The following is a 22,651-nucleotide window of genomic DNA, read 5'->3' as shown; positions in this document are numbered from 1 at the left end:
TTAGGAGTTTCACGATGGAAATGCTGAAGTTTGGTAAGTTTGCTGCGCTGGCTCTGGCCATGGCCGTAGCCGTAGGTTGCTCTTCCAAAGGCGGCGACGACGCTGGTCAAGGCGCTGTTGATCCTAACGCTGGTTACGGTGCCAACACTGGCGCTGTTGACGGCAGCCTGAGCGAAGAAGCTGCTCTGCGCGCAATCACCACCTTCTACTTCGAATACGACAGCTCGGACCTGAAGCCAGAAGCCATGCGCGCTCTGGACGTTCATGCCAAGGACCTGAAAGGCAACGGCGCTCGCGTCGTGCTGGAAGGTAACACCGACGAGCGTGGTACTCGCGAATACAACATGGCTCTGGGCGAGCGTCGTGCGAAAGCCGTTCAGCGCTACCTGGTCCTGCAAGGCGTTTCTCCTGCCCAACTGGAACTGGTTTCCTACGGCGAAGAGCGTCCAGTTGCCACCGGCAACGACGAGCAGTCCTGGGCTCAGAACCGTCGCGTCGAACTGCGTAAGTAATTCGATATGCGAATGTGCCGCCGTGCTGTAACCGTCCTGGCGCTCAGCCTGCCACTCGTGGCATTGGCTGAGGTTCCTGTTGTTGATGACAACGCAGGCTATAGCGGCGCTAGCAGCTATCCACCTGCGGGTTATGGTACGAACGGCGCCTACGCCGGGGGAGGGGTTACGGCCCCTGCCTCGGCGCAGGGTCAGCTGTTCATGCAACTGCAGCAGATGCAGGATCAGCTGTCGCGTCAACAAGGCATCATCGAAGAGCTGCAAAACGATGTTGCGCGCATGAAGCAGGAAAGCCTGGAGCGATACCAGGACCTGGATCGGCGTATTGGAACTGGCGGTGCTCCTGCCGCAGCTCCCGAGAATTCCGCAACCGGTGGCGCTGCCGCCGGTGCCGCTGCAGGTGCTGCCGCCGCGCAACAACCTGCAGCCAGTAGCGAACCTGGTGATCCGGCCAAAGAGAAGCTCTACTACGATGCGGCTTTTGACCTGATCAAGGCCAAGGACTTCGACAAGGCCAGCCAGGCGTTCAATGCCTTTCTGCGCAAGTATCCGAATAGCCAGTACGCCGGCAATGCCCAGTACTGGCTTGGTGAAGTCAACCTGGCCAAAGGTGATCTGCAAGCCGCCGGACAAGCCTTCGCCAAGGTCAGCCAAGTGTATCCCAAGCACAACAAGGTGCCGGATTCACTGTACAAGCTGGCCGACGTAGAGCGCCGCCTGGGGCACACTGACCGGGTCAAAGGCATTTTGCAGCAGGTCATTACCCAATATCCGGGAACCTCTGCTGCACAACTGGCCCAGCGCGACCTGCAAAAGCTCTAAACCGGTCGCTTTAAAAGAAACCCGCGCTAGTCGCGGGTTTTTTCGTTAGAATCTCAGCCCTTTTATTGATCTACGCTGCTGTGAACTACGCGATGACGGGTTTTCAGCGGTGCCTGACGGAGGCGGACAGCCTGTTTAGCTGTTACGCCCGTGGCGATTATGCAAGACACATTACGTATCACCGAAGTTTTTTACTCTTTGCAGGGTGAAACGCGTACCGCTGGCCTGCCCACGGTATTTGTCCGTCTCACCGGGTGCCCGTTGCGCTGCCAGTATTGCGACAGCGAATACGCATTCAGTGGCGGCACCGTTCGCACACTTGATTCGATCCTTGAGCAGGTAGCAGCTTTCAAGCCGCGCTACGTCTGCGTCACCGGTGGCGAGCCGTTGGCCCAGCCCAATGCCATCCCTTTGCTGGAAAAGCTCTGCGACGCCGGTTACGAGGTGTCGCTCGAGACCAGCGGCGCCCTGGATATTTCCAAGGTCGACCCGCGGGTAAGTCGCGTGCTCGACCTCAAGACCCCGGGTTCCAAGGAAGCCGCTCGCAATCGCTACGAGAACATTGAGCTGCTGACCGACAACGACCAGGTCAAGTTCGTCCTCTGTTCGCGGGAAGACTATGACTGGGCGGTGTCCAAGCTGATCCAGTATGGACTGGACCAGCGAGCGGGCGAGGTGCTGTTTTCGCCAAGCCATCACGAGCTGCGGGCAACCGACCTTGCCGACTGGATCGTGGCTGACAACCTACCGGTGCGCTTGCAGATGCAGTTGCACAAATTGCTCTGGAATGACGAGCCCGGCCGCTGAAAGGAGTGAATGCAATGACTGAGAAACGCGCGGTAATCCTGCTGTCCGGTGGCCTTGATTCGGCCACCGTGGTCGCCATGGCGAAGGCCGAGGGCTACAGCTGCTACACCATGAGCTTCGACTACGGCCAGCGCCATCGTGCTGAGCTCAATGCCGCTGCGCGAGTTGCCCGCGACCTGGGCGTGGTCGAGCACAAGGTCATCGGCCTGAACCTGGACGGTATCGGTGGTTCGGCCCTGACCGACAGCAGCATCGATGTGCCTGAAGCGCCAAGTGAAGGCATTCCGGTTACCTACGTGCCGGCCCGCAACACCGTGTTCCTGTCGCTGGCACTGGGCTGGGCTGAAGTACTGAATGCACGGGATATCTTCATTGGCGTCAACGCTGTGGACTATTCCGGTTACCCGGATTGCCGCCCCGAGTTTGTCGAGGCTTTCCAGCGCATGGCGAACCTGGCTACCAAGGCCGGTGTCGAAGGGCAGGGCTTCCGTATCCAGGCGCCGCTGCAGAACCTGAGCAAGGCGCAGATCGTTCTGGCCGGGATAGCCCGTGGTGTGGATTACAGCCTTACTGTTTCCTGCTACCAGGCCGACGATGAAGGCCGTGCCTGTGGCAAATGTGACAGCTGCCGCCTGCGCGCCGACGGCTTCAAGGCGGCGGGTGTAGAGGACCCGACACGATATTTTTAAATTATTTTGCGATGGGGTGTTGATTTCCTGTTAGAAATCAGTATTATACGCGCCATCCAACGGGTCGTTAGCTCAGTTGGTAGAGCAGTTGGCTTTTAACCAATTGGTCGTAGGTTCGAATCCTACACGACCCACCAGACGCTGTAAGAGAAAGCCCGCTACCTGAAAAGGTCGCGGGCTTTTTCGTTTTCGGGATAAAAGCATTGCGGGGCAAGCCCGCTCCCACAGCATCTGCAGGAGCGGGCTTGCCCCGCGATCACACGTTAGAACGCGTACGTGGCCGAAAGAATGGCCGACCGCGCATCCCCATACTCAATGGCCGACGAACGGGCATCCGTACCGTTCTGCTGGCGCACCCGCTCCACATAGTCCTCGTCGAACAGGTTGTTGACGTTCAGCTGCAGGTCCAGCTGTTCGTTGACCCGGTAGGCAACCATGGCGTTGTGTACCCAGTAGGCATCAAGCTTGGCGGTGGTACTGGAGGTCACGTTGCGCTCGCTGACGTAGCGCGCGCCATAGCCGACCGTCCAGTCGGCCGGCAGTTTGTATGTCGTCCACAGGTTGAGCGAGCGCGGCGGAGTGTTGCCCAGCGCCTGGCCTTCACGGGCGATGCCGGCGGCAGTATCGGCGGCATCGAGCGTTTCGCTGTCGAGGAAGGTGTAGTTGGCGAACACGTCCCACTGCTCGGTGATGTGGCCGGTCACGCCTACTTCAAGCCCCTGTACCCGCTGCTTGCCCGCCAATTGGGTGGAGCCATCGGCCATGGTTTCGCGCGCGTTGGTCTTCTCTACACGAAACAACGCTGCATCGAGCTCCAGGCGCTTGTCCAGCAACTCCCATTTGGTGCCCAGTTCCCAGGTTTCGTTCTTCTCGGGCGACAAGTCTGCAGTGGCAGTGGTCAAGCCGCCGCCGGTGGAGGCCAGGCTTTCGGCCGAGGGGTTGAAGGAGTTGCCCCAGGCGACATAGATGCGACCGTTCTCGGTGGGCTTGTAGACCAGGCCTGCGCGGCCGCTGAGTTTTTCATCGGTAGAGTCGACGTCAGAGGTTTTCACGTGATCGGCGCCGTAGCCTTGGGCTTCGCCTTTGAACTTGTCGTAGCGCAGGCCCAGGTTCAGGTCCCACTGCTCGTGCAGGGCGATGGTGTCGAAGACATAGAGGGCCTGGTTGGTCAGTTCGGTCTCGGTATAGCCGCTGGTGGCCTTGTTGCTCGGCCCGGTCCATTTCCCGGGCGGGTTGCTCAGGTCGTAGCCATCGGTGGGGTACAGGGCGTTGCCCAGGCCATGTCCGTAGGTTTTCAGGTCCAGGGTTTCACGCGAGACCTCAACGCCGGTGACCAGGTCGTGGCGCATGCCCAGCAGGTTGAAATTGCTCACCAGGTTCGTCTGGTTGATCCACATTTCGGTTGTCGCGTCTCGGCCGTAGCCTTGCGGGCCGGCAGGGCGGTAGCGGCCAGCCGGCACGCCGGTTGTGTTGACATGCGAAGCAGACACAATGGTGTCGCGGGCAATGTGGCTGTAGCGGGTGAGGTTCTGCAGGCGCAGGTTGTCGTTGAAATCGTGCTCGAAGTTGGCGGTGAAGGAGCTTTGCTCGACCTCCTCCTTGTCCAGGTTCTTCCAGCCGAAATAATCTTCACGGCTGACCCCGCCCAGCTTCTTGCCATCCAGGGCCGGTACGCCGTAGTCGGGCAGATTGTCGTCCACCTGGTGGAAGGCGCTCAGGGTCAGGCGTGTGGACTCGCTGAAACCCAGGCGCAAGGAAGGCGCAAGCCCCCAGCGTTCGCGGTCGATCTCTTCGCGCCCGGCCACATCGTTCTGGTGGCCCATGAGGTTGACCCGGAACGCGCTGTTCTCGCCTACGCCTTCGAGCGGCTGGTTGCTGTCCAGGGTCATGCGGTAGTAGTTGTCGGTACCGACACTGCCCCCCAGGCGAGTAAACGCCCGGTCCTGTGGCTGCTTGCTGATGATGTTGATGCTGCCGCCGGTGGTGCCTGCACCACCGAACACCGAGTTGGGTCCTTTGATGACTTCGACTTGCTCGATGTTGAAGGTGTCGGTGCGGTTGGTCTGGGCGCTGTCGCGCAGGCCGTCGATCTGGATGTTGCTGTTGGCCGAGAAGCCGCGGATGTTGATGCTGTCGCCAGAGCCGCCACCCCCTTCACCGGCGTTGAAGGTGATGCCCGAGACGTTTGACAGCACCTGGCGCAAGCTCAGCGCTTGTTGCTCCTGAATGACCTGGGCAGGGACCACAGTGATGGTCTGCGGCATATCGAGCAGGGGCTTGGCCAATTTGCTGGAGGCCGAGTGCTCGGTTTTGTAGGGGCTGCCGGACTGGGCGTCGACGTTGATATTGTCCAGTTGCAGGGCTTTTTGTCCGGCCTGTTCGGCAATGGCGTAACCACTTGAGGAAGCAACGGCAAGACCCAGTGCACAGGCCTTGAAAGGGCGGGGGGAGCGGGTGGAGGCGTTGGAGCTTGTCATGGGCAAGGAAACCTGAGAAGGCAGAAGTTACATTTGTTATTGAGAAGCATTAACAAGTGTACGCCTGAGGCACCTCGGGTGAGAATGATTTACAGAAACTGTATGTGTGAGCAAATATTGCAGAGATTATTGCCACATTCACAGATACGAAAAGCGTCGTAATCCGTGATGCACAATGCCGTGCGAAGCGTCTGACTGCTTTATAGTAGCGGCCTTCAAAATGGCGCCTGCGGGAAAGGAAGTGGTGTGTTTTTCAGGTTAATTCTGATCGCCTTCGTGTTGGCGATATCGGCGTGCAGTTCCCACTCCCCCAGCCCGGGCCCAGCGGCCAATAAAGTGGTCAGCGGCGTATACAAGGTCAAGCGCGGCGACACCCTGTATTCGATTGCCACGCGCCACGGCTGGAACTTCAAGGCGTTGGCACGCTACAACGGCATCAGCGCGCCTTATGCGGTGAATGTCGGCCAGACCATTCGCTTTGGTGGCTCGAAAGCTTCCAACCGCACGACCACCACGACTGCCAGCAAGGGCAAGCCCGTGGCCCCGTCCACCAAGGTTACCCTGCGTGGCTGGGCGTGGCCGCTGGAGGGCGCGGTGATCGGCCGCTACTCATCGGCCGACAAACTCAACAAGGGCATCCGCATCGCCGCCACCCGGGGCCAGCCGGTTTACGCCAGCCTGGGCGGCAAGGTGGCGTTCGCGGTGAACATCCGCGGCTACGGCAACCTGATCATCCTCCAGCATGGTCCTTCGCATGCCAGCGTTTATGGCCACAACAGCAAGTTGCTGGTCAAGGAAGGGCAAACGGTCAGCAAGGGCCAGAAGATTGCCGAGGCAGGCGACCTGGATACTGACCGCGTGCAGCTCTACTTCGAGATCCGCCAGAACGGCAAGCCCATCGACCCGTTGAGCGTACTGCCCGCAGCCAGCTGAAGTCAGCCACGATTGGCCGGCCTTGGCTGCAGCAACGGATCGTGCGGGTTGATCTGGCGCAGTGCTTCCAGCACCTTGTTGGCCTCGCCGGGTTGCTGGTTCTGTTGCAGGTAATGGATCAGGGCCAGGCGCAGATCACGGTTGTACGGTTGCTGTTGCAGATTGCGCCAGAGCTGTTCGCGGGCTTTCTCTCGCTGGCCTTGATCATGCAACGCTACGGCCAGCACATAGCCGTAGCCGGTATTTTCCGGCTCCAACTGCACCGCCTTCTGCAATGCTTTTAGCGCCGCTTCGCGTTGCCCCTCGCGGATCAGGGCCAGCCCATTGGCCTGGTGCAGCAAGGCGGCTTCGGGATGTTCTGCCAGTGCCTGAGTCAGTTCGCTGCGGGCTTCGCTACCGCGGCCATGGCGGCCGAGCCACTGCACTAGCGCTACCCGTGCCGGGAGAAAATCGGCATCGCGCTTGATCGCGGTGCGCAGGTATTTCTCCACCTCGGCGTCGCGGCCGTTGGCCTGATACAGCAGCGCCAGGTTGAGGTTGGCTTCGGCGCGCTCCAGCAGGCTCATCTGCACATGTTCGTATTCGCCAATCGCTTTGTTGAAGGCCGCCTCATCGTTGCCAAGCCCGACTGCACCTACCGGCAACAGGGCGTAGGCGGCTGCGATGCGCACAGCCAGCGCCGGGTCGCGCAGCAGGGGCGCCAGCAGGCGTTGGCGTTGTTCCGGTGGCAGCAGCGCGGCGACAGCTTCCAGGGCGCTCAGGCGCACTTGCGCGTCCTTGTGCTTGAGGTCGCGGGTGGCGGCATTGAACGTCTGTTCGCTCGGGTAGTTGGCCAGTTCAGCCAGCAGGGTGGCGCGGCGAATGGCGGGCAATGCGTTGCCCTGCAGTTGTTCGAGCAACGATTGCACCGCGCCGGGCTTGCCACCACGCAGCAGGTCCAGGCTGGAGGCATAGGTGCTGTCGCCGTCCTGGCCATACCAGAGGCGGAACTGATCGGCGATCTGTTGCCCCTTGGTGGATTGGTGGCAGCTCAGGCAGGCATCGGGTGTACCCAGCTGCAACGCCTGGGCCGGTGCAGGAATGCTGAAGCCGTGGTCGTGACGCCAGTCGTTGACCATGTAGAACTTGCCCGGCATGTGGCAATCCACACACTGCGAGCCGGGTTGGCCAGGGGTGTGCCGATGATGCTCGGTCGAGGTGTAGTCCTTGGCCTTGAGGCCCGCGCCATCGACACCGGCAATGGTGATCTTGCCGGCGGTGTTGTGACATTGCAGGCATACACCATCACCGGGGGCCTTGAGCTGGGTGCTGTGCGGGTCGTGGCAATTGCTGCAGCGCACACCCTTGGCGAACATCTTGCTCTGGGTGAAGGCGCCGTATTCGAACACCTCGTCCTTGATCTTGCCGTCGAGTGCATACAGCTCGCGGGTCAGGCGGCTTGGCAGGTAGTCATCCATCAGACGACGATCATTGTGAAAGCCATCACCCAGCGGAGCACGGCGGGCATGGCAACGGGCGCAGGTCTCCACTTCGCTGAGGTTGTCGCTCTGGTGCGCGCTTCGACTGAAGCCTACATTGGCTTGCTTGCCCGGTTTGGCGGCCCATTGCAGATGGTTGGACGCCGGCCCATGGCAGGCCTGGCAACCTACGCCCAGGCTGTTCCACTGGCTGTCGAACGCGCCGCTTTCGGCGTCGAAATTTCGCTTGAATCCGGTGGTATGGCATTCCACGCACATGAAGTTGGCGTTCTGCTGTGGCTTGCTCCAGTGCAGCGGGTCTTTGAAGTCCACGCCCTGGCCCGGGTAGAGGTGAAACCATTGTTTTTTCTGGGTATCCCAGGCAACGCCCAGGGCTTGCAAGTGGCCCTCGCCGGTATCGATCAGGTACTGCTGCAGGGGCTCCACACCAAAGGCATAGGCCACGCGAAAATCCTTGTTCTTGCCGTCGGCACCAACGGTGTTGACCCAGAACTGCTCGCCCTGGCGGAAGAACCGGGTGGTCTCGTTCTCAGCCTTGAACTGGCGGTCGGCGAAATCGCCGAGCACTGATTGTTCGCTGGCATCCTGCATGGCCAGTTGGTGGTGTGAGCCTTTCCAGTGGTCGGTCTGGGCCTTGTGGCAGCCTTGGCACTGGGCTTCATCGACCAGTGTTGCAGGAGGTGCCGGGGGCGCGGCGACCGGAGCAGGGGGCGCAGCGGTCGTGGTCACGGCGGTGATGGGGGTTGACTGGTCGACCAGCACCCAGGCAATCACGCTCAACAGCAGTGCCAGGCCGGCCAGTACAGGCCAGAACCATTGGCGGGTGGGGGCGGCAGGTGTGGCGGTATCGGTACGCTTGCGATGAGGCTTGGACATGCAGACTTCCGTGATCCGATGAACTGAGGGCAGCTTGGGTGAGGCAATGATTGGCTGTCAAAGGTTTCAGGGCATGCCGAGGAACCAGCGCAAGTAAGGATTCTGGCCGTCGTCACGAGCCACTTCGCGCACTTGCCGGGCCCAGGTTTCGCGTTGGCCCCGGTAGGCCGTCAGGCCAACCTGATAGAACCGCAGCAAGCGCTGGCGCTGCTCGTTCAGTCGCAGGCGGAACAGGCTGTCATCGCCCTGAAGCGGCGGTGGGCTGTACAAGGCCAGCAACTCGGGCAGCACTCGAATGATTTCATCGCTGCGCACCCAGGGTGCGTATTCGATGCGTGGCTGGTCATCAGTGACTGCCGGGGTAGTGCCTGCGTAACGCTCAAGGCCTGCACGGTCGGTCACCCAGGTGGCCAAAAGGCTTGCCGGTGAATCGATGCCCACCGCGCTCAGGGTGCTGAGGACGTCAGGTTGCTGAAGACGCTGGCTGATGCGCGCCAAATCCAGCTGCACCGGTTGCTGAGAGCCCACCAGCAGCATTTCGTGGAACTCGGTGGTCCACAGCGAGGCATGCGGGAATACGTCGAGAAAGCTTTGCACCAGCGCGCGGCTGTCATCGTTGTTCTGCGTAGGCAGCGGCAGCCATTGGGCGACCAGACCCTGAGGATTCAGGCGGCTTGAAGCCAATTGATAGAAATCACGGGAGTACAGGTTGACCACGCCGGCTGCCGAAGGGGGTGGCGGCTCCAGGGTAATCAGGTCGTAGGTTTGCGGGTTGCCGAGCAGTTCGCGGCGACCATCGCGCAGGCGCACCTGCAGGCGCGGATCGCTGGCGGCGTTGTAGTTGCCCTGGAACAGCGCCGAGGCGCTGACCACCCCGGGCAGCAGTTCGGCGACCACCCGATGCTCAAGCCCCGGATAGCGCAACAAGGCCCCGGCGGTAATCCCGGTGCCCAGGCCGATGACCAGTGCCGAGCGCGGCTCGCCATTGTGGATCAGCAGGGGCAGCAAGGCCTGCAGGCGCATGTAGCGTAGCGATGGCATGGCATCGCCGGTGTTGGACACACCCTGGATGTACAAGCGGCGAAAATTGCCCTGGCGCTTGTGTTGCTCGACCACGGCCACCGTGCCGCCTCGGCCTTCCTGGTAGAACACCAGGTCGCTGCCGCGTGCGCCAGGCAGCAACTTTGCCAGGCGATCGGCAGGGGTGAGCAGGGCCACGGCGAGGCTCGCGATGCCCAGGGCGATCACCGCCCGGCGTTTGCCAATGGCGACCTGCTCGCCGCGCAGCACCGCCAGCAACGCGACCAGCGCCGCCAGTACGGCTAGCACACCCAGCGTTCGAACCAGGCCCAATTGAGGCACCAGCACGAAGCCGCAGAGCATCACCCCGACGATACCGCCCAACGTGTTGAAGGCCACCACCGAACCGACATCACGGCCCACATGCCCTTGTTCGCTGACCAACCGCAAGGCCAGCGGGAATGCCGCTCCCAGCAAGGTGGTGGGCAAAAATACAATGCTCAGGGCCACTACGGCAAAGCGTGCGCACATGCCTGCCAGGGCACTGCCGCCCATTGCCAGCACAGCAGCTTCGGCCTGGGTCTGCAGTTGAATCAGCCAGCGACCCAGGCCGGCAATTTCCAGCAGGGCCAGCAACCCTGCGCCGGCAATCAGCAGGGCGAAGGCGCCCCACGGATCGCTGATCCGGTCGGCACGCCGGGCATACAACGCGCTGCCCAGTACCAGCCCGCCCAGGTAGGTGGCCAATACCACGGCGAAGGCGAAGGTGCGGGTACTCATGAATTGAACGATGGCCTGGGACCAGACCACTTCGTAACCCAGGGCGATACCGCCGGCGATGGCATACAACACCAGCGCCAGGTAGGCCGCACCTTTACGTGATTGAACGGTGGCCACAGGCGCGTCGCTGGCAGGGCTGCCCTGGGCCAGCCAGAAGGCGCCGCCAGCAGCCACCAGGTTGAGCACGGCAGCGGCGCAGGCACTGCCAAAGATACCCAGCGCCGGAATCAAAAGGAAAGCGGCGAGCAGGGTGCCGACAATGGCGCCTGCGGTGTTGGCTGCATACAACTGGCCCCCGGCACGACCGATGCTTTCGACGTCGCGGGTTACCGCACGCACCAGCACCGGCAAGGTGCCGCCCATCAATACGGCCGGTACCCCGACCAGGGCAAAGGGCAGAACCCACGCCAGCAAACCGATGCTGTTTTCCATCCGCGCGAAGGGGCCGGCGGCCATGCCCAGTGCCCAGGTGGCGGCGACCCCGACTACTGCCACGGCCAGTTCAAGCACGGCGTAGAAACGCATGGGTCGCTGCAGGCGGTCAGCCCGTCGTCCCAGCCACAAGCCACCCAGGGCCAGGCCGGAAAAAAAAGCGCTGATGCCCGCGGTAATGGCGTACACCTCGACACCCACCACCAGTGATAGCTGCTTGATCCACAACACCTGGTAGATCAGCGCTGCAGCGCCGGAAGCCACTAGCAGCAGGGCTGCCAGGGTGACGCTGGACCGCGATTGGGACGTGGATCGGGTGGTGGCTTTGCTGCGTCGGGAGGTACTGGCTACCGGCATCGGGCGAAGGCCTTGTATTGGTCTGCGAAACATTCTGTATAGCGCATTGCGCGTGCTTGAGCCTAGCAGCTCAAGTGCCAACTAGAGCGCCAGATACGCTGGCCCAGCCATAAAAAAGCCCGCCCGCAACCTGAGGGTCGCGGGCGGGCGGGGGTGGAGTTACTGCTTGTTCTGCTTCATCTTCTCTTCGATCTTCGCATCCACATCGGCGCGGATCTGGTCGATGCTGAAGCTTGCCGGACGCTGGCTTGGTGGGTACTCGACGAAGGTCTGCAGGAATGCAGCGGACTTCATCACGGCCACTTCGGTCAGGTAAACGTTCTTGGTGGTCCAGTCGTAGTACTGGTCGGACACCACGTCAGCACGCTCGTACGGGTCCATGCGCAGGTTGAAGATCTTCGGTACCCGCAGGCACACGAAGGGCTCGCTCCACACCTTGAAACCGCCCGGTGCGCGTTGTTCGCAGAACACGGCTTTCCAGTTGTCGTAACGCATGGAAACCAGCACGCCGTCGTCGTTGAAGTAGTAGAACTCCTTGCGCTCGCCTTTAGGCTGCTGACCGGTCAGGTATGGCAGTTGGTTGTAGCCGTCCAGGTGTACTTTGAAGTTGGTGCCACCAGAGACCGGCGCCCAACCCTTGAGCAGCTTGTTTTTCACATCGGCATCGCCAGCGGCCGCCAACAGCGTTGGGAACCAGTCCAGGCCCGAGAACATCTCGTTGGAGATTTCGCCCGGTTTGATCTTGCCTGGCCAGCGAACCATGGCCGGTACGCGGTAGGCGCCTTCCCAGTTGGAGTTCTTCTCGTTGCGGAACGGCGTGGTCGCCGCATCCGGCCAGGAGAACTGGTTCGGGCCGTTGTCGGTGGTGTAGACGACAATGGTGTTGTCGGCGATCTTCAGGTCGTCCAGGGTCTTGAGCAGTTTGCCGACGTCTCCGTCGTGCTCAAGCATGCCGTCTGCGTACTCGTTGCCAGACATTCCGCTCTGGCCCTTCATCGAGTCACGCACGTGGGTGAACAAGTGCATGCGGGTGGTGTTCATCCAGACGAAGAATGGCTTGTCGGCCTTGACCTGCTTCTCGATGAATGCTTGCGCCGCTGCTGTGGTTTCGTCGTCGATGGTTTCCATGCGCTTGGTATTCAGCGCGCCGGTGTCTTCGATCTTGCCATCGGCGAAGCTGTGGATCACGCCACGCGGAGTGAAGGCCTTGGTGAATTCCGGGTTGTCCTTGGGCCAGTTTTCACGTTCCGGCTCTTCCTCGGCATTGAGGTGATAAAGGTTGCCGAAGAACTCGTCGAAACCGTGGGCGGTCGGTAAGTACTCGTCGCGGTCGCCCAGGTGGTTCTTGCCGAACTGCCCGGTGGCGTAGCCCATCGACTTGAGTGCCTGGGCGATGGTGATGTCGCGCTTTTGCAAACCGACGGTTGCGCCGGGCAAACCCACTTTTGACAGGCCAGTACGCAGTACCGTCTGGCCGGTGATGAACGAGGAGCGCCCTGCAGTGCAACTGTTCTCCGCGTAGTAATCGGTGAACATCATGCCTTCCTTGGCGATTCGGTCGATGTTCGGGGTCTTGTAGCCGACCACGCCCAGCGCATAGGCACTGATATTGGTCTGGCCGATATCATCACCGAAGATCACCAGGATATTGGGCTTTTCAGCAGCGCTGACCGCGCCTGCGGTAATACCTATCACCGACGCCGCGACCATCGCGAGCTTCGGTATCCATCTGCGTTTGCCAGTCATTCGACTTGCCTCCCTTTCACGATCAAGACCGCCACTCGACGATCAATGAGTTGCTCACTGCGTTGCTCTTTCACCACTTCACTGTGCATGCTCATTTCGAGGCGCTCTCGAAAGGGAATACTCGTGCCCAGTCCTTAGCCATATCCACAGTAGTCCAGTCCTGCTTTTTGGCCTCATCCAGGGCCTTGTCCAGACGTCCAATTTTTGATCCCCGGTCATAAGCCCACTCGCGCTCGGCATCGGTGTGGTGTACCAGGCCCATGAAGCGCGCGCCTTTGCCGGCGGCGGTCCACTGCAGCATTTGCAAGTCGCCATCGGAGTTGCCGAAGGCCAGGATGGGGCGACGGCCGATGATGGCGTCGATGCTTTCCGGCTTGCCGGGGCCATCGTCGTTGTGGGCAAGTTTTGGCGTGCGCAGAATTGACGGCTGGCCGTCGATGATCTGGAACTGGCTGACGAACGAGGTGCCGATCACCTGTTCCGGCGGGATGCCGTAGACCTCCTGGGCGAAGGTGCGCATGAAAGCGGTTTCGCCACCGGATACGATGTAGGTCTTGAAGCCCTGGCTGCGCAGGTAGTCGAGCAGCTCGAGCATCGGCTGGTAGACCATTTCGGTGAACGGTCTGTCGGTCTTGGGGTGCCTGGCCTTGGCCAGCCAGGCCTCGGCGTTGGCCATGAACGCCTCGGTGGTGATACCGGTATGGGTGGCACCGACGATTTTCATCAGGCCCTCCATGCCGCTCGCTGCCAGGGTCTTCTGGTCGTCTTCCAGCACGGCCTTGAAGGGTTGCTGGTCTTTCCATTCGGGATGCTCAGGGGCCATGCGCTTGACTTCAGCGAGGGCGAACAACAGTTGGAAGTAGGCCGGTTGCTCGCTCCACAGGGTGCCGTCGTTGTCGAATACGGCAATACGTTCATCGACTGGCACGTAGGTTTTCGAACCCTGGGTCGTCACTTGCTCGACGAAGTTCAACACGGCCGTTCGGGTCGCTCCCTCACGCCAGCTCGGCAATGGCTCGGCGGCTTGCAACGGCAGTGACCAGTGCAGCAAGAGCAACAGCACCAGCCACAGTGGCTGACGAAACTTGGCGATCATGGCAACTCCTTGTCGTGTCCAGGGTTCAGCGGGCGCAAGCTGTGGGGCCGGGGGGCGCCACGGGCCTGCCTGACGGTTTCATGGTGCAGGGTAGTGAGGCGGGGCAGGAGCGCCTCCGGCGACGCGTCAGCCTGTGCGTTGGCGCTGTAGCACTGGCGCAGCACATCCGGATCGGCGCCGGCCAGACGCAGGCTGCCTCGGCTGCGGCGCCACCATTGGTACAACGCCGTGAGCTGTGGCGGGCGTTGCCTGAGCTGGCCCGGTACCTGCTGCCAGGCGTAGTCGGCCGATGCTTCGCGGCGAGCCTTGCGGGTGGCTTGCCAATGCTGCCAGGACGTTCGCCATTGCGCGCCAAAGCGGCGTAGCAGCAATCCCAGCAGCACCAGCACGGCCAGGATCAGCCCGGCCGTCAGCCAATGGCGAGACAGGTGCAGGCGGGTCTGCTGGCCGAGCCGCTGGAGGTCCTCGGTCACTGAAAAGGGGGGCTGGTAGGCCGGGTTGGCGCTGGCCGTGAAGCTGATGGCCGGTAGCGTGGCGCTGTGCAGGGTTTTGTCCTGGGTGCTCCACCATTGCACCTGCAGGGCGGGCAACTGGTACTTGCCGGGCTTTTCGATGCGATAGGAAGCGGCGTCGATGCGTTGCCCGCCGAGGGTGTAGCCGCGACCGTTGTCGAGGGTCTTGACCTGCGGGGTCTTGAGGTAACGGCTCAGGCCGTCCACATCGCCCAGCGGGGTGACCGGCAGCATCAGGCTCATGGCACCTTCGGCCTTGAGGGTCACAGTACGGGTCAGGCTGTCGCCCACCTTGAGCGCCGCGGGATCGGGGCTGGTCTGCTGGGTCAGGCTGAGCTGGCGGGCCACCAGCACCCGCTGGCCGGCGGGAACACCTGCCGGCAGTTGGGCATGAAGGGTCAGTGGCTGGCTGGTGGCGCTCAGCGGCGCCTGGGCCGTGCCTGGCGTTGCGCTCACCGTCAATGCCGGGATCTGCAGGTCACCGGTCTGTTGCGGGGTGATCTGGAACAGGTAGCGCATGCCGTAGAAGTTCGTGCCGTCCAGGCGTTGGGTCAGGTGCTGGGCCTGGTCGCCAGGGGGCGTGACCACGGCGCCGGGTAGGGTCAAGTCGGGAAGCTTAGGTGCGCTGCTGAACCAGGTGTCCGTATACAGGTCCAGTTGCAGTTGCACGGTTTCGCCGACCACCGCCGTGTCGCCGGGCACCAGTGTTGCCTGTACGCGCAGTTGCGGGTCGGCCGCCAGAAGGGAGGTACTGAACAGGGCGAGTACGAGCGCGAGTAGTTTCATGGTGCCCCCTGCACAGTCTGGTCCTGCAGACTGAATTTGCGTCGCAGGAAATCGGCGGGCGAGGTGGTGAGGTTCTGCAGCCACAGTTCATCGGAACCGGCCTGGGCCTTCTCCACCGGCTTGCTCTTGCCTTTGCCGGCCGGCTTGTCGAAGACCACCTTGTCGGGTTTGACCTCGGGGGTGTTGTCCTGGGCCGAGTCGTAGTCCTTGGCCAGTGCCTGGGCCAATGCCAGGTTGGCCTTTGCTTCAGCAAAGTCTGGCTGCAGTTTCAATGCCTGGGTGTAGGCGGCGATGGCCTGGTCGAACTTGAAGCGCCGGGTGTAGATATTGCCCAGGTAGAAATAGGCCTGTGCGGTATCGAGCTGGGCAAAGCTGGCCAACGCCAGGTCGTAGTCGGCGGCGTTGTAGGCGGCAATGCCTTTCCAGTAAGGATCGGTAAAGTGCGCTGCCGCTGCCGGGTAATGCTGGTGCTCGAAGGCCCAGCGGCCTTGCTGGTCGGGTGTCATGAAGGCATCGACCAGGGCATTGGCACGGGCATCGTCCACCGGCAGCAACAAGCCCAGTAGCAGGCAGGCGCTCCAGTTCAGGCTCCAGCCACGACGGATACACAGGAAGGCGATCAGCAGCAGCGGCCAGCACAGCCAGTAGCCGGCGTCCTTCCAGTGCAGGGGCTGATTGTCCTGATTGGCGCTTTCGAAGTGCTGCTGGGCATGGGCTTCGATCCAGTCCAGGTCATCGTCATTGAGGGTCAGGCTGCCCAGCGGGGCATCCAGCGCCGAAGCCAGTTGCTTGAGACCGTCCTTGTCGAAACGTCCCAGCTGTGGTCGACCCTGGCTGTCGATCAACGGTTGGCCGTCGGCGCCTTTGATCATCCCGCCATCGGTATTGCCTACGGCCAGCACCAGCACTTGCAGGCGGCTGCCATCGAGCACCTTGTCCAGCTGCGACAGCTGTGATTTGTCGGCGCCATCACTGACCAGCACCACTGTAGCGGGTGTGCCCTCGGCGGCGACCAGGGTCTTGGCCTGCTCTACCACCGCCAGGGCGTTCTTGCCGGGTTTCTGGATCAGGGTGCTGGACAGGGCTTGCAGGAAGCCGTCCAGCAGGGCCGGGTCGCGTGTTGGGGGGAGTACCAGGTGAGCGCTGCCGGCATAGGCGATCAGGCCGGTGGCGGCGCCCTGGCGACGCTGGATCAGGCTGTGCAGCTTGTGCTTGGCTGCTTCCAGGCGAGTGGGGGCGATGTCGCTGGCGTCCATGGAACTGGACAGGTCCAGGGCCAGAATCAGTGGCGCACGGTTGTCGAGGAAGGCCGGGCGGTCCTGCTCCCAGGTGGGGCCGGCAACAGCGACGGCACCGAGGATCAACAGCGCACTGGCCAGGTGAACGGGGCGCAGGCGGTGCTGGTCTTCACCGTCCAGGCGCAGGTGTGCCAGCAGATGGGGGGCAATATTATTGCTCCAGCTGCGCAGTTGCTGGCGACGATGACGCCAGATCCACGGCAGCAGCACACCGGGCACCAGCAGCCAGAGCCAGGCCGGGCGCAGAAAGTGAAACGCCTGCAGGTCAATGTCCATGTTCGGCGACCTCCACTGGCGTGCTGCGCGGCCGGTAAGACAGCGCCAATACGAGCAGGTGATAGCCGCCATACAGCAGCAGGGCAGCGCCCAGCGCCATCCAGAACAGGTCGCGTTTGGGTTGGTGGGTGAGGGTCTTGACCTGGTGCGGGGTCAGCTTGTCGAGGGTGGCATAGACCTGCTGCAACGCGTCGCGGTCGGCGGCGCGGAAGAACTGGCCGCCGGTCTGTTCGGCGATCTGCTGCAGGCTCTTGAGGTCGACCTTGGCCTCGGCTTCGGCCTGCGGGTCGCCAATACCGATGGTGTGGATCACTACGCCTCGATCTGCGGCCATGGCGGCGGCCCGGGCGGGCGTGATGGCGCTGCTGGTGTCGTTGCCGTCGGTGAGCAGAATCACCACTTTTTCTGGTTCCTTGGCTTGCTCCAGCAGTTTCAGGCTCAGGCCGATGGCATCGCCGATGGCGGTATTGGGGCCGGCCATACCGACGTCGGTTTGCTGGAGCAGTATCGACAGGCTGGCGTGGTCGAGGGTCAAGGGTGCCTGGGGGTAGGCGGCACTGCCGAACACCACCAGGCCCAGGCGGTCTTTCGGGCGTTGGCGGATAAAGTCCTGGACCACCGCCTTGACCGCGCTCATGCGCGACACCGGGTTGCCGTCGGCGCCCTTGAGGTCGACCGTCTGCATGGATTGGGAAATGTCGATGGCCAGCATCAGGTCGCGCACCGGCTCTTCATGCTGCTGCGGTGGCTCGACCAGTACCGGGCGGGCGATGGCCACCACCAGCAATGCCCACACCAGCCAGTGCAGGATCAACTGCCAGGTGTTGTGACGTGTGCCGGGTACGCCGGGCTCTTGACCGCTGACACGGCTGATGGCTTCGAAGAATGGCACGCGGATGGCACTGCGCGCCTCGATGTAGGGTGGCAGCCAGCGGTAGCCCAGCACGGGCAGCGGCAGCAGGATCAGCAACCAGGGATAGTCAAACTGCCACATGATGATGCTCCACCCAGGTTCTGCACTGTTGTACCAGCGCCTGTGCATCGACCGCCGCCAGGGTGCGCTCGGGGGCGTAAGCGAGATGCGCCAGTTGCTCGGCGAAGTCTGCTGGCAACGGGGTGCGGCTGTGGGCACTGAGAAAGGCTTGCCAGTCACTGTTGTGCAAGGTCGCGACCGCAGGGCGTGCAGGCATCGACAGCGCCACGCGCTTGAGCAGTTCCGGCAATGCGCGCAGGGCTGCAAGGCGTTGGTGCGGGTCGGTCAGAGCAGCCTCCAGCGTCGCCAGCTGCTGCAATGCTTCGCGCCGGTAGCGGTTCAACTGCCAGCGTCGGTAGCGCCAGGCACCATAGAGCACCACGGCCAGTACCAATACGACGCCCAATGCGGCCCAGCCCCAGGTCTGTGGCAGGTAGCTGGGCGCAGGCGGCAAGGCCAGTTCCTTGAGTTGGTCGATATTGGGCACATGGGCAGTCATGGGTGGTACCCCTGACGCTTGCCCAGTTCCAGGCGCAGTTGCTCGGCGGCGGGCAGGGCGGTGCTGAACATCATCAGGGGCACCTGACTGCGGCGCAGCAGCACGGCGACCTCCTGCAAACGGCCCTTGAGAAAATCGCTCAGGGGCGTGTGTACCTGGCGGCGCTCCACGGCGAGCTCCACCTGCAACTGGCCCTGGCTGACCATGATCCGGCCTTCGCGCGGCAGCTCCAGGGCCAGGGGGTCGTAGACCTGAAGGGCGATGACGTCGTTGTGCGCGCGCAGTTGGCGCAACTGGTGCAGGGTGCGTTCAGTTGCCCCGGCAAAATCGCTGATGATGCAGATCAAGTGATCGTGGGCAGCCACGCTCAGGCAGCGTTGCAACACGTTATCCAGGCTGCTGGTCGAGTCGCTTTCTTCAGCCCTGGCATCCAGCGCCTGGTTGAAGCGGGCGATCGCCGCGCAAATGGCCTGGACCCGGCTACGGCTGCGCAAGGGGGAGATGCTTTCAATACGACTGTCGTCGAACACCAGCGCGCCGACCCGGTCGCCGCCCTTGAGGGCCATCCACGCGGCCAGGGCTGCCAGTTCTGCGGCCAGGGCGGATTTGAAGCTGCGCTGGCTGCCGAAGAACATCGACATGCGCTGGTCGATCACCATCAGCGCCGGGCGGTCCCGCTCCTCGGTATAGGTGCGCACGATCGGCGTGCCACTGCGCAGCGAGGCCTTGGTGTCCAGGTGGCGCAGGTCGTCCCCCGGCTGGTAGCGGCGCAACTCGTCGAAGTTCAGGCCGCGCCCACGCACCCGCGAAGCATGGCTGCCGGCAAGCACGCTGGCACGTGGTTGCCGGGCCAGAAAACTCAAGCCCTGGGCATCGGCCTCAAGGGCCATGAGCTGGGCCAGCGAGACGTACACCAGCCCGTCAGGTGCCTGCGCCTTCAATGCCATGCTCTGTTCCTCATGCCGGGATGGCGACCTTGTCCAGCAGCCGGTCGAGGATCTGCTGGCTGCCGACACCATCGGCCACCGCGTCGTAGCTGGGTTGCAGGCGATGGCGCAGCACCGGGTGGACCATCGCGCGGACGTTGTCGGGCGAAACGAAATCCTGCCCTTGCAACCAGGCGTCGGCACGCGCGCAGCGATCCAGGCTGATGCCGCCGCGCGGACTTGAGCCCAATTGCAGCCAGCGGGCGAGGTCTTCGTCGTAGTCGGCGGGGTGGCGGGTGGCGTTGATCAGGTCGATCATGTAGCGGTCGATGGCAGGTGAAACGTGGATCGCCGCGATCTCCTGGCGGGCCTGGAACACCACGTCCTGGGTCAGGCTGAACGTGCTGGCTGCCGCGTGGGCGGTGCTGTTCTGTTCTTCTTCGCGCAGCAGCTGCAACACACGGGTTTCGTTGTCGGGGGCCGGATAGTCGAGCAGCACCTTCATCAAGAAGCGGTCCATCTGTGCTTCGGGCAGGGGGTAGGTGCCTTCCTGCTCGATGGGGTTCTGGGTGGCGATGACCATGAACAGGTCAGGCAGTTTGTGGCTGTTGCCGGCCACGGTAATCTGCCGCTCTTCCATGGCTTCGAGCAGTGCTGCCTGGACCTTGGCCGGGGCCCGGTTGATTTCATCGGCCAGAATCAGGTTGCCGAACAACGGCCCGGCCTGGAACTGCACCTGGTGCTGGCCGTTGACCTGTTGCAGCACTTCGGCACCCGTGATGTCCGAAGGCAGCAGGTCGGGGGTGAACTGGATACGGCTCATGTCGGCATCCAGGTGCCGGGCCAGGGCCTTGACCGTGCGGGTCTTGGCCAGGCCCGGGAGACTTTCCAGCAGCACATGCCCGTTGGCCAGCAGGCCTACCAGGATTTGCCGGATCACCTCGTCCTGATCCAACACCGTTTCGGCAATGGCGGCGTGCAAGGCCTTGATATCTGTCAGTGCGCTCATCCTTTCCCCCTACCACGCATAGTTAAGGCGCAACGTCCAGGTGTTGACGTCTGGTGACTTGTTGCGCTCGGACACGGTGTCGCTGTAAGCGATCAAGCCGCCGAACTGGGGCGAAAGCATGAAGCCCATGCTGGCGCCGAGCATTACGTTCTCTTGCTTGTTGTCCTGGCCCACACCGTCGATCTTGGTTTCGCCGCCGGCGCTGTAAGTGGCATCGAGCGAGGCCCACAGCGCACGGTTGAAGGTGTAGCTGTAATGGCCTTCGACGGCGTAGAGCGGGTCTTGCTCCAGCTTGCCGCTGCCCTGGTAGTCGTCGTTATCGCCAAACAGCGAGACCCAGGTATTGATCTCCAGCCAGGTCGGGCCGAAGGGGGTGCCAAAGCCGATTTCCGGTTTGACCACCCAGCGGTTGGCGCCGATGTTGATCACCCGGTCCTTGTCGTAGTCGCCGTTGGGAATGGTCAGCCAGACCGCACCGGTCATGAAGGTTTCCGGTGTCCAGTTGGCGTATTCCTCGGTGGTGAGTGCCGGGCCACCGAAGAAGTTGTGGGCGAACACGATCTGCGTGTCGCCCATGCCGCCGTTGTGTTTGGTGCCACTGAAAAAGCGCGCATCGTCGAACGAGGCCGAGACGTCGGCATAGGTCTGCAGCAACTGGATACCGCTGCTGCGCCCGTCGATACCGAAGGTGCGGGCATAGCGGAACAGGTACAGGTCGGCATCCAGCGACAGGCCGTCGATCGGCAGCGAGGTGTCGATAGGGGTGTTGGCGTCGATACGGTTGTAGTAGCCAAAGACCATGTTCAGGTCGGTTGGGATGTTCTGCCAGTCGCGGGCGTTGTCGGCCTGCGCCATCAAGGGCGTCAGGGCCAGCAGTGCTGTGGCGGTTGTGTGCATCCTCATGCTGAGGCTCCTGGGGCCGACATCTGGTTATTTCGCCACTGGCGTGAGCAATGGCAGTTTCCACTGACCGCTGGCCACTTGCGGGCCAGGCATGTACAGGCGCAGTACGCCGTAGAACGGCCCGTTGGGTGCCGGCAGCCAGTTGCTCTCACGGGCTTTGCCGGGGGAGTCATGCTGCAGGTAAAGGGTCAGGCCGCCGTCGGCGTCGCGCTTCAATTGATTGAGCATCCGCGAGTTGATCAGGTAGCGGTCCAGTGGGTTGTCGACCAAAAGGCGGGTTTTGCCGTCGTACATTGTCAGCGACCAGAACGCTCGAGCTGGAGGTAACTGGCCCTTGTCGAAGTGCAGGGTGTAGTTCTGCTTGCCGGCATCGACCGGCCTGCCGCTGCTGTCGGTGAAATAGCCCATGTAGTTGGCTTCTTCGGCAGAGTTGCCAAAAATTCCGAGCCTGGCTCCGGCATAGCGGTACAGGTAGTTGTTGTTCAAGTGTTCCCGGGTACCGAACAGGTCACCGCTGCTGATCTTGTGGCTATCGATGTCGGACTTTTTGAACGCGGCGAACTCGGCCTTGCCATCTTCAATGCCGGCTTGCAGGGCTTGGCGTTGTTCGGCGTTCAGCACGCTTTCTTCGAACGGCTTGTTGGGGTCGATGCCGATTTTCCTGAAACGCTGCAGCAACTCGCTTTCGCTTTCCACCGGCGGGGCGAAGGCCATCATGAAATTCAGGTAGCGAAACAGCGCGGGTGTCTCGGTCATGTCCGGTTGAGGTTTGAGCCAGGCCACGGCCGGCAGGACCGGAGGTGGCGACTGACCGAGAAAGGCGCTCAGCGGCTGGACCTTGTAGCCCAGCTGGATGGCTTTGACGTTGTCCAGGTCTGCCTCGTTGAACAACTGGGTGCGGTACAGGGCGTAGACAACCTGGGTTTCGCTGTGGATGACCTTGTCGATGCCTTCCGGGGCAGGCCCTTGCCAGCCAGGGCCGGCTATCAGGAAATTGCCGCCCTTGTTGCCGGTGCTGCGGGTGCCCAGGTAGTCGAAGTTCTGGGTGTAGATGTCGATCAACTGGGTCGAGTAGTAGCGATCTTCTCCGATGGCTGGCAGGGTCAGAACCAACGGTTCGCTGCGCAGGTCCATCCACACGAACGAGTAGGGCGTGTCGGAGTTGGGGGTGATGAAAGCGGTGTCTTTGGGTGTGAAGACCTTGGTGCTGTTGCCGATCTGGTTGAAGGGCGCCTTGTAGTCAGGGCTACCGCTGTCTACCGCCTGGGTGTAGAGGGTCTTGTACATCTCCACCACCGGAAAGCCGTACAGATAGGCTTCTTTGGCAATCTGCCGGGCTTCGTCGAGGCTGGCGTTGAACTCGGCCTGAGCGGCCTGGCTGAGTAGCAAGACACAGGGAAAGATGACGTGAGCAGCAGTAATCCGTTGCATAGCAATAACGCCT

At 62.2% G+C, this 22,651-nt stretch carries 18 protein-coding genes and 1 tRNA gene; 6 read left to right on the top strand and 13 right to left on the bottom strand.

From position 1 onward, the window contains the following. Positions 1 to 14 precede the first annotated feature (14 nt). The 5 genes from pal (at position 15) to ABVN19_RS16545 (ending at position 2,967) form a co-directional block, all read left to right on the top strand. Positions 15 to 512, top strand: coding sequence for a peptidoglycan-associated lipoprotein Pal (pal, locus tag ABVN19_RS16565; RefSeq protein WP_028943075.1), 498 nt, complete (start codon positions 15 to 17; stop codon positions 510 to 512). Positions 513 to 518: 6 nt separating this feature from the next. Next, on the top strand, positions 519 to 1,334 hold the full coding sequence (ybgF, locus tag ABVN19_RS16560; RefSeq protein WP_105641154.1) for a tol-pal system protein YbgF: 816 nt from the start codon (positions 519 to 521) through the stop codon (positions 1,332 to 1,334). 159 nt (positions 1,335 to 1,493) lie between these two features. Further along, entirely contained in the window at positions 1,494 to 2,141 is a 648-nt protein-coding gene (gene queE / locus ABVN19_RS16555; RefSeq protein WP_028943077.1) for a 7-carboxy-7-deazaguanine synthase QueE, read from the top strand. Between the two features lie 14 nt (positions 2,142 to 2,155). Further along, on the top strand, positions 2,156 to 2,830 hold the full coding sequence (queC, locus tag ABVN19_RS16550) for a 7-cyano-7-deazaguanine synthase QueC (protein ID WP_028943078.1): 675 nt from the start codon (positions 2,156 to 2,158) through the stop codon (positions 2,828 to 2,830). Between the two features lie 61 nt (positions 2,831 to 2,891). Then, positions 2,892 to 2,967: transfer RNA gene (locus ABVN19_RS16545), tRNA-Lys, on the top strand. 126 nt (positions 2,968 to 3,093) lie between these two features. Here the strand turns inward: ABVN19_RS16545 and ABVN19_RS16540 are convergent. After that, positions 3,094 to 5,307 carry a TonB-dependent siderophore receptor gene (locus ABVN19_RS16540; protein ID WP_105641153.1) on the bottom strand — a complete coding sequence of 738 codons (2,214 nt, stop codon included), beginning with the start codon at positions 5,305 to 5,307 and terminating at the stop codon, positions 3,094 to 3,096. Positions 5,308 to 5,553: 246 nt separating this feature from the next. On the opposite strand from ABVN19_RS16540, the gene ABVN19_RS16535 reads away from it, so the two are divergent. Continuing rightward, the gene (locus tag ABVN19_RS16535) at positions 5,554 to 6,240 is read left to right on the top strand and encodes a peptidoglycan DD-metalloendopeptidase family protein (protein ID WP_028943080.1); all 687 of its coding nucleotides are present in this window, start codon (positions 5,554 to 5,556) and stop codon (positions 6,238 to 6,240) included. Between the two features lie 2 nt (positions 6,241 to 6,242). Here the strand turns inward: ABVN19_RS16535 and ABVN19_RS16530 are convergent, their stop codons facing one another. From ABVN19_RS16530 to ABVN19_RS16475, 12 genes are all read right to left on the bottom strand, one after another. Then, positions 6,243 to 8,594, bottom strand: coding sequence for a tetratricopeptide repeat protein (locus tag ABVN19_RS16530; protein WP_028943081.1), 2,352 nt, complete (start codon positions 8,592 to 8,594; stop codon positions 6,243 to 6,245). A 66-nt stretch (positions 8,595 to 8,660) separates the two neighbouring features. Then, a complete protein-coding gene (locus tag ABVN19_RS16525; RefSeq protein ID WP_105641152.1) occupies positions 8,661 to 11,183 on the bottom strand; it encodes a fused MFS/spermidine synthase in 2,523 nt (840 codons plus the stop codon). Between the two features lie 159 nt (positions 11,184 to 11,342). Continuing rightward, on the bottom strand, positions 11,343 to 12,929 hold the full coding sequence (locus ABVN19_RS16520) for an arylsulfatase (RefSeq protein WP_264652201.1): 1,587 nt from the start codon (positions 12,927 to 12,929) through the stop codon (positions 11,343 to 11,345). Between the two features lie 91 nt (positions 12,930 to 13,020). After that, entirely contained in the window at positions 13,021 to 14,025 is a 1,005-nt protein-coding gene (locus ABVN19_RS16515; protein WP_036989611.1) for an HAD family hydrolase, read from the bottom strand. Next, positions 14,022 to 15,323, bottom strand: coding sequence for a BatD family protein (locus tag ABVN19_RS16510; protein ID WP_028943085.1), 1,302 nt, complete (start codon positions 15,321 to 15,323; stop codon positions 14,022 to 14,024). Before ABVN19_RS16510 ends, ABVN19_RS16515 begins: the two co-directional genes overlap by 4 nt. After that, entirely contained in the window at positions 15,320 to 16,897 is a 1,578-nt protein-coding gene (locus tag ABVN19_RS16505; protein WP_028943086.1) for a VWA domain-containing protein, read from the bottom strand. The genes ABVN19_RS16510 and ABVN19_RS16505 overlap by 4 nt, the downstream gene beginning before the upstream one ends. Beyond that, entirely contained in the window at positions 16,887 to 17,891 is a 1,005-nt protein-coding gene (locus tag ABVN19_RS16500; protein ID WP_105642287.1) for a VWA domain-containing protein, read from the bottom strand. The genes ABVN19_RS16505 and ABVN19_RS16500 overlap by 11 nt, the downstream gene beginning before the upstream one ends. Continuing rightward, entirely contained in the window at positions 17,878 to 18,369 is a 492-nt protein-coding gene (locus tag ABVN19_RS16495) for a DUF4381 domain-containing protein (RefSeq protein WP_028943088.1), read from the bottom strand. The genes ABVN19_RS16500 and ABVN19_RS16495 overlap by 14 nt, the downstream gene beginning before the upstream one ends. After that, positions 18,366 to 19,316 (bottom strand): DUF58 domain-containing protein, encoded by a 951-nt coding sequence (locus ABVN19_RS16490; protein ID WP_028943089.1) that lies wholly within the window; start codon positions 19,314 to 19,316, stop codon positions 18,366 to 18,368. Before ABVN19_RS16490 ends, ABVN19_RS16495 begins: the two co-directional genes overlap by 4 nt. 10 nt (positions 19,317 to 19,326) lie before the next feature. Further along, positions 19,327 to 20,304, bottom strand: coding sequence for a MoxR family ATPase (locus ABVN19_RS16485; protein ID WP_105642286.1), 978 nt, complete (start codon positions 20,302 to 20,304; stop codon positions 19,327 to 19,329). A 9-nt stretch (positions 20,305 to 20,313) separates the two neighbouring features. Continuing rightward, the gene (locus tag ABVN19_RS16480) at positions 20,314 to 21,207 is read right to left on the bottom strand and encodes a transporter (RefSeq protein WP_105642285.1); all 894 of its coding nucleotides are present in this window, start codon (positions 21,205 to 21,207) and stop codon (positions 20,314 to 20,316) included. A gap of 27 nt (positions 21,208 to 21,234) precedes the next feature. Then, complete coding sequence (locus tag ABVN19_RS16475) at positions 21,235 to 22,638, bottom strand: DUF1254 domain-containing protein (RefSeq protein ID WP_105642284.1); 1,404 nt, start codon at positions 22,636 to 22,638, stop codon at positions 21,235 to 21,237. Positions 22,639 to 22,651: the final 13 nt, after the last annotated feature.

The sequence above is a fragment of the Pseudomonas vranovensis genome (assembly GCF_040438935.1).
Lineage (GTDB): Bacteria > Pseudomonadota > Gammaproteobacteria > Pseudomonadales > Pseudomonadaceae > Aquipseudomonas > Aquipseudomonas vranovensis.
The sequence above is the reverse complement of the archived record's forward strand: the minus strand, read 5'-3'. Positions and strand labels throughout refer to the sequence as shown.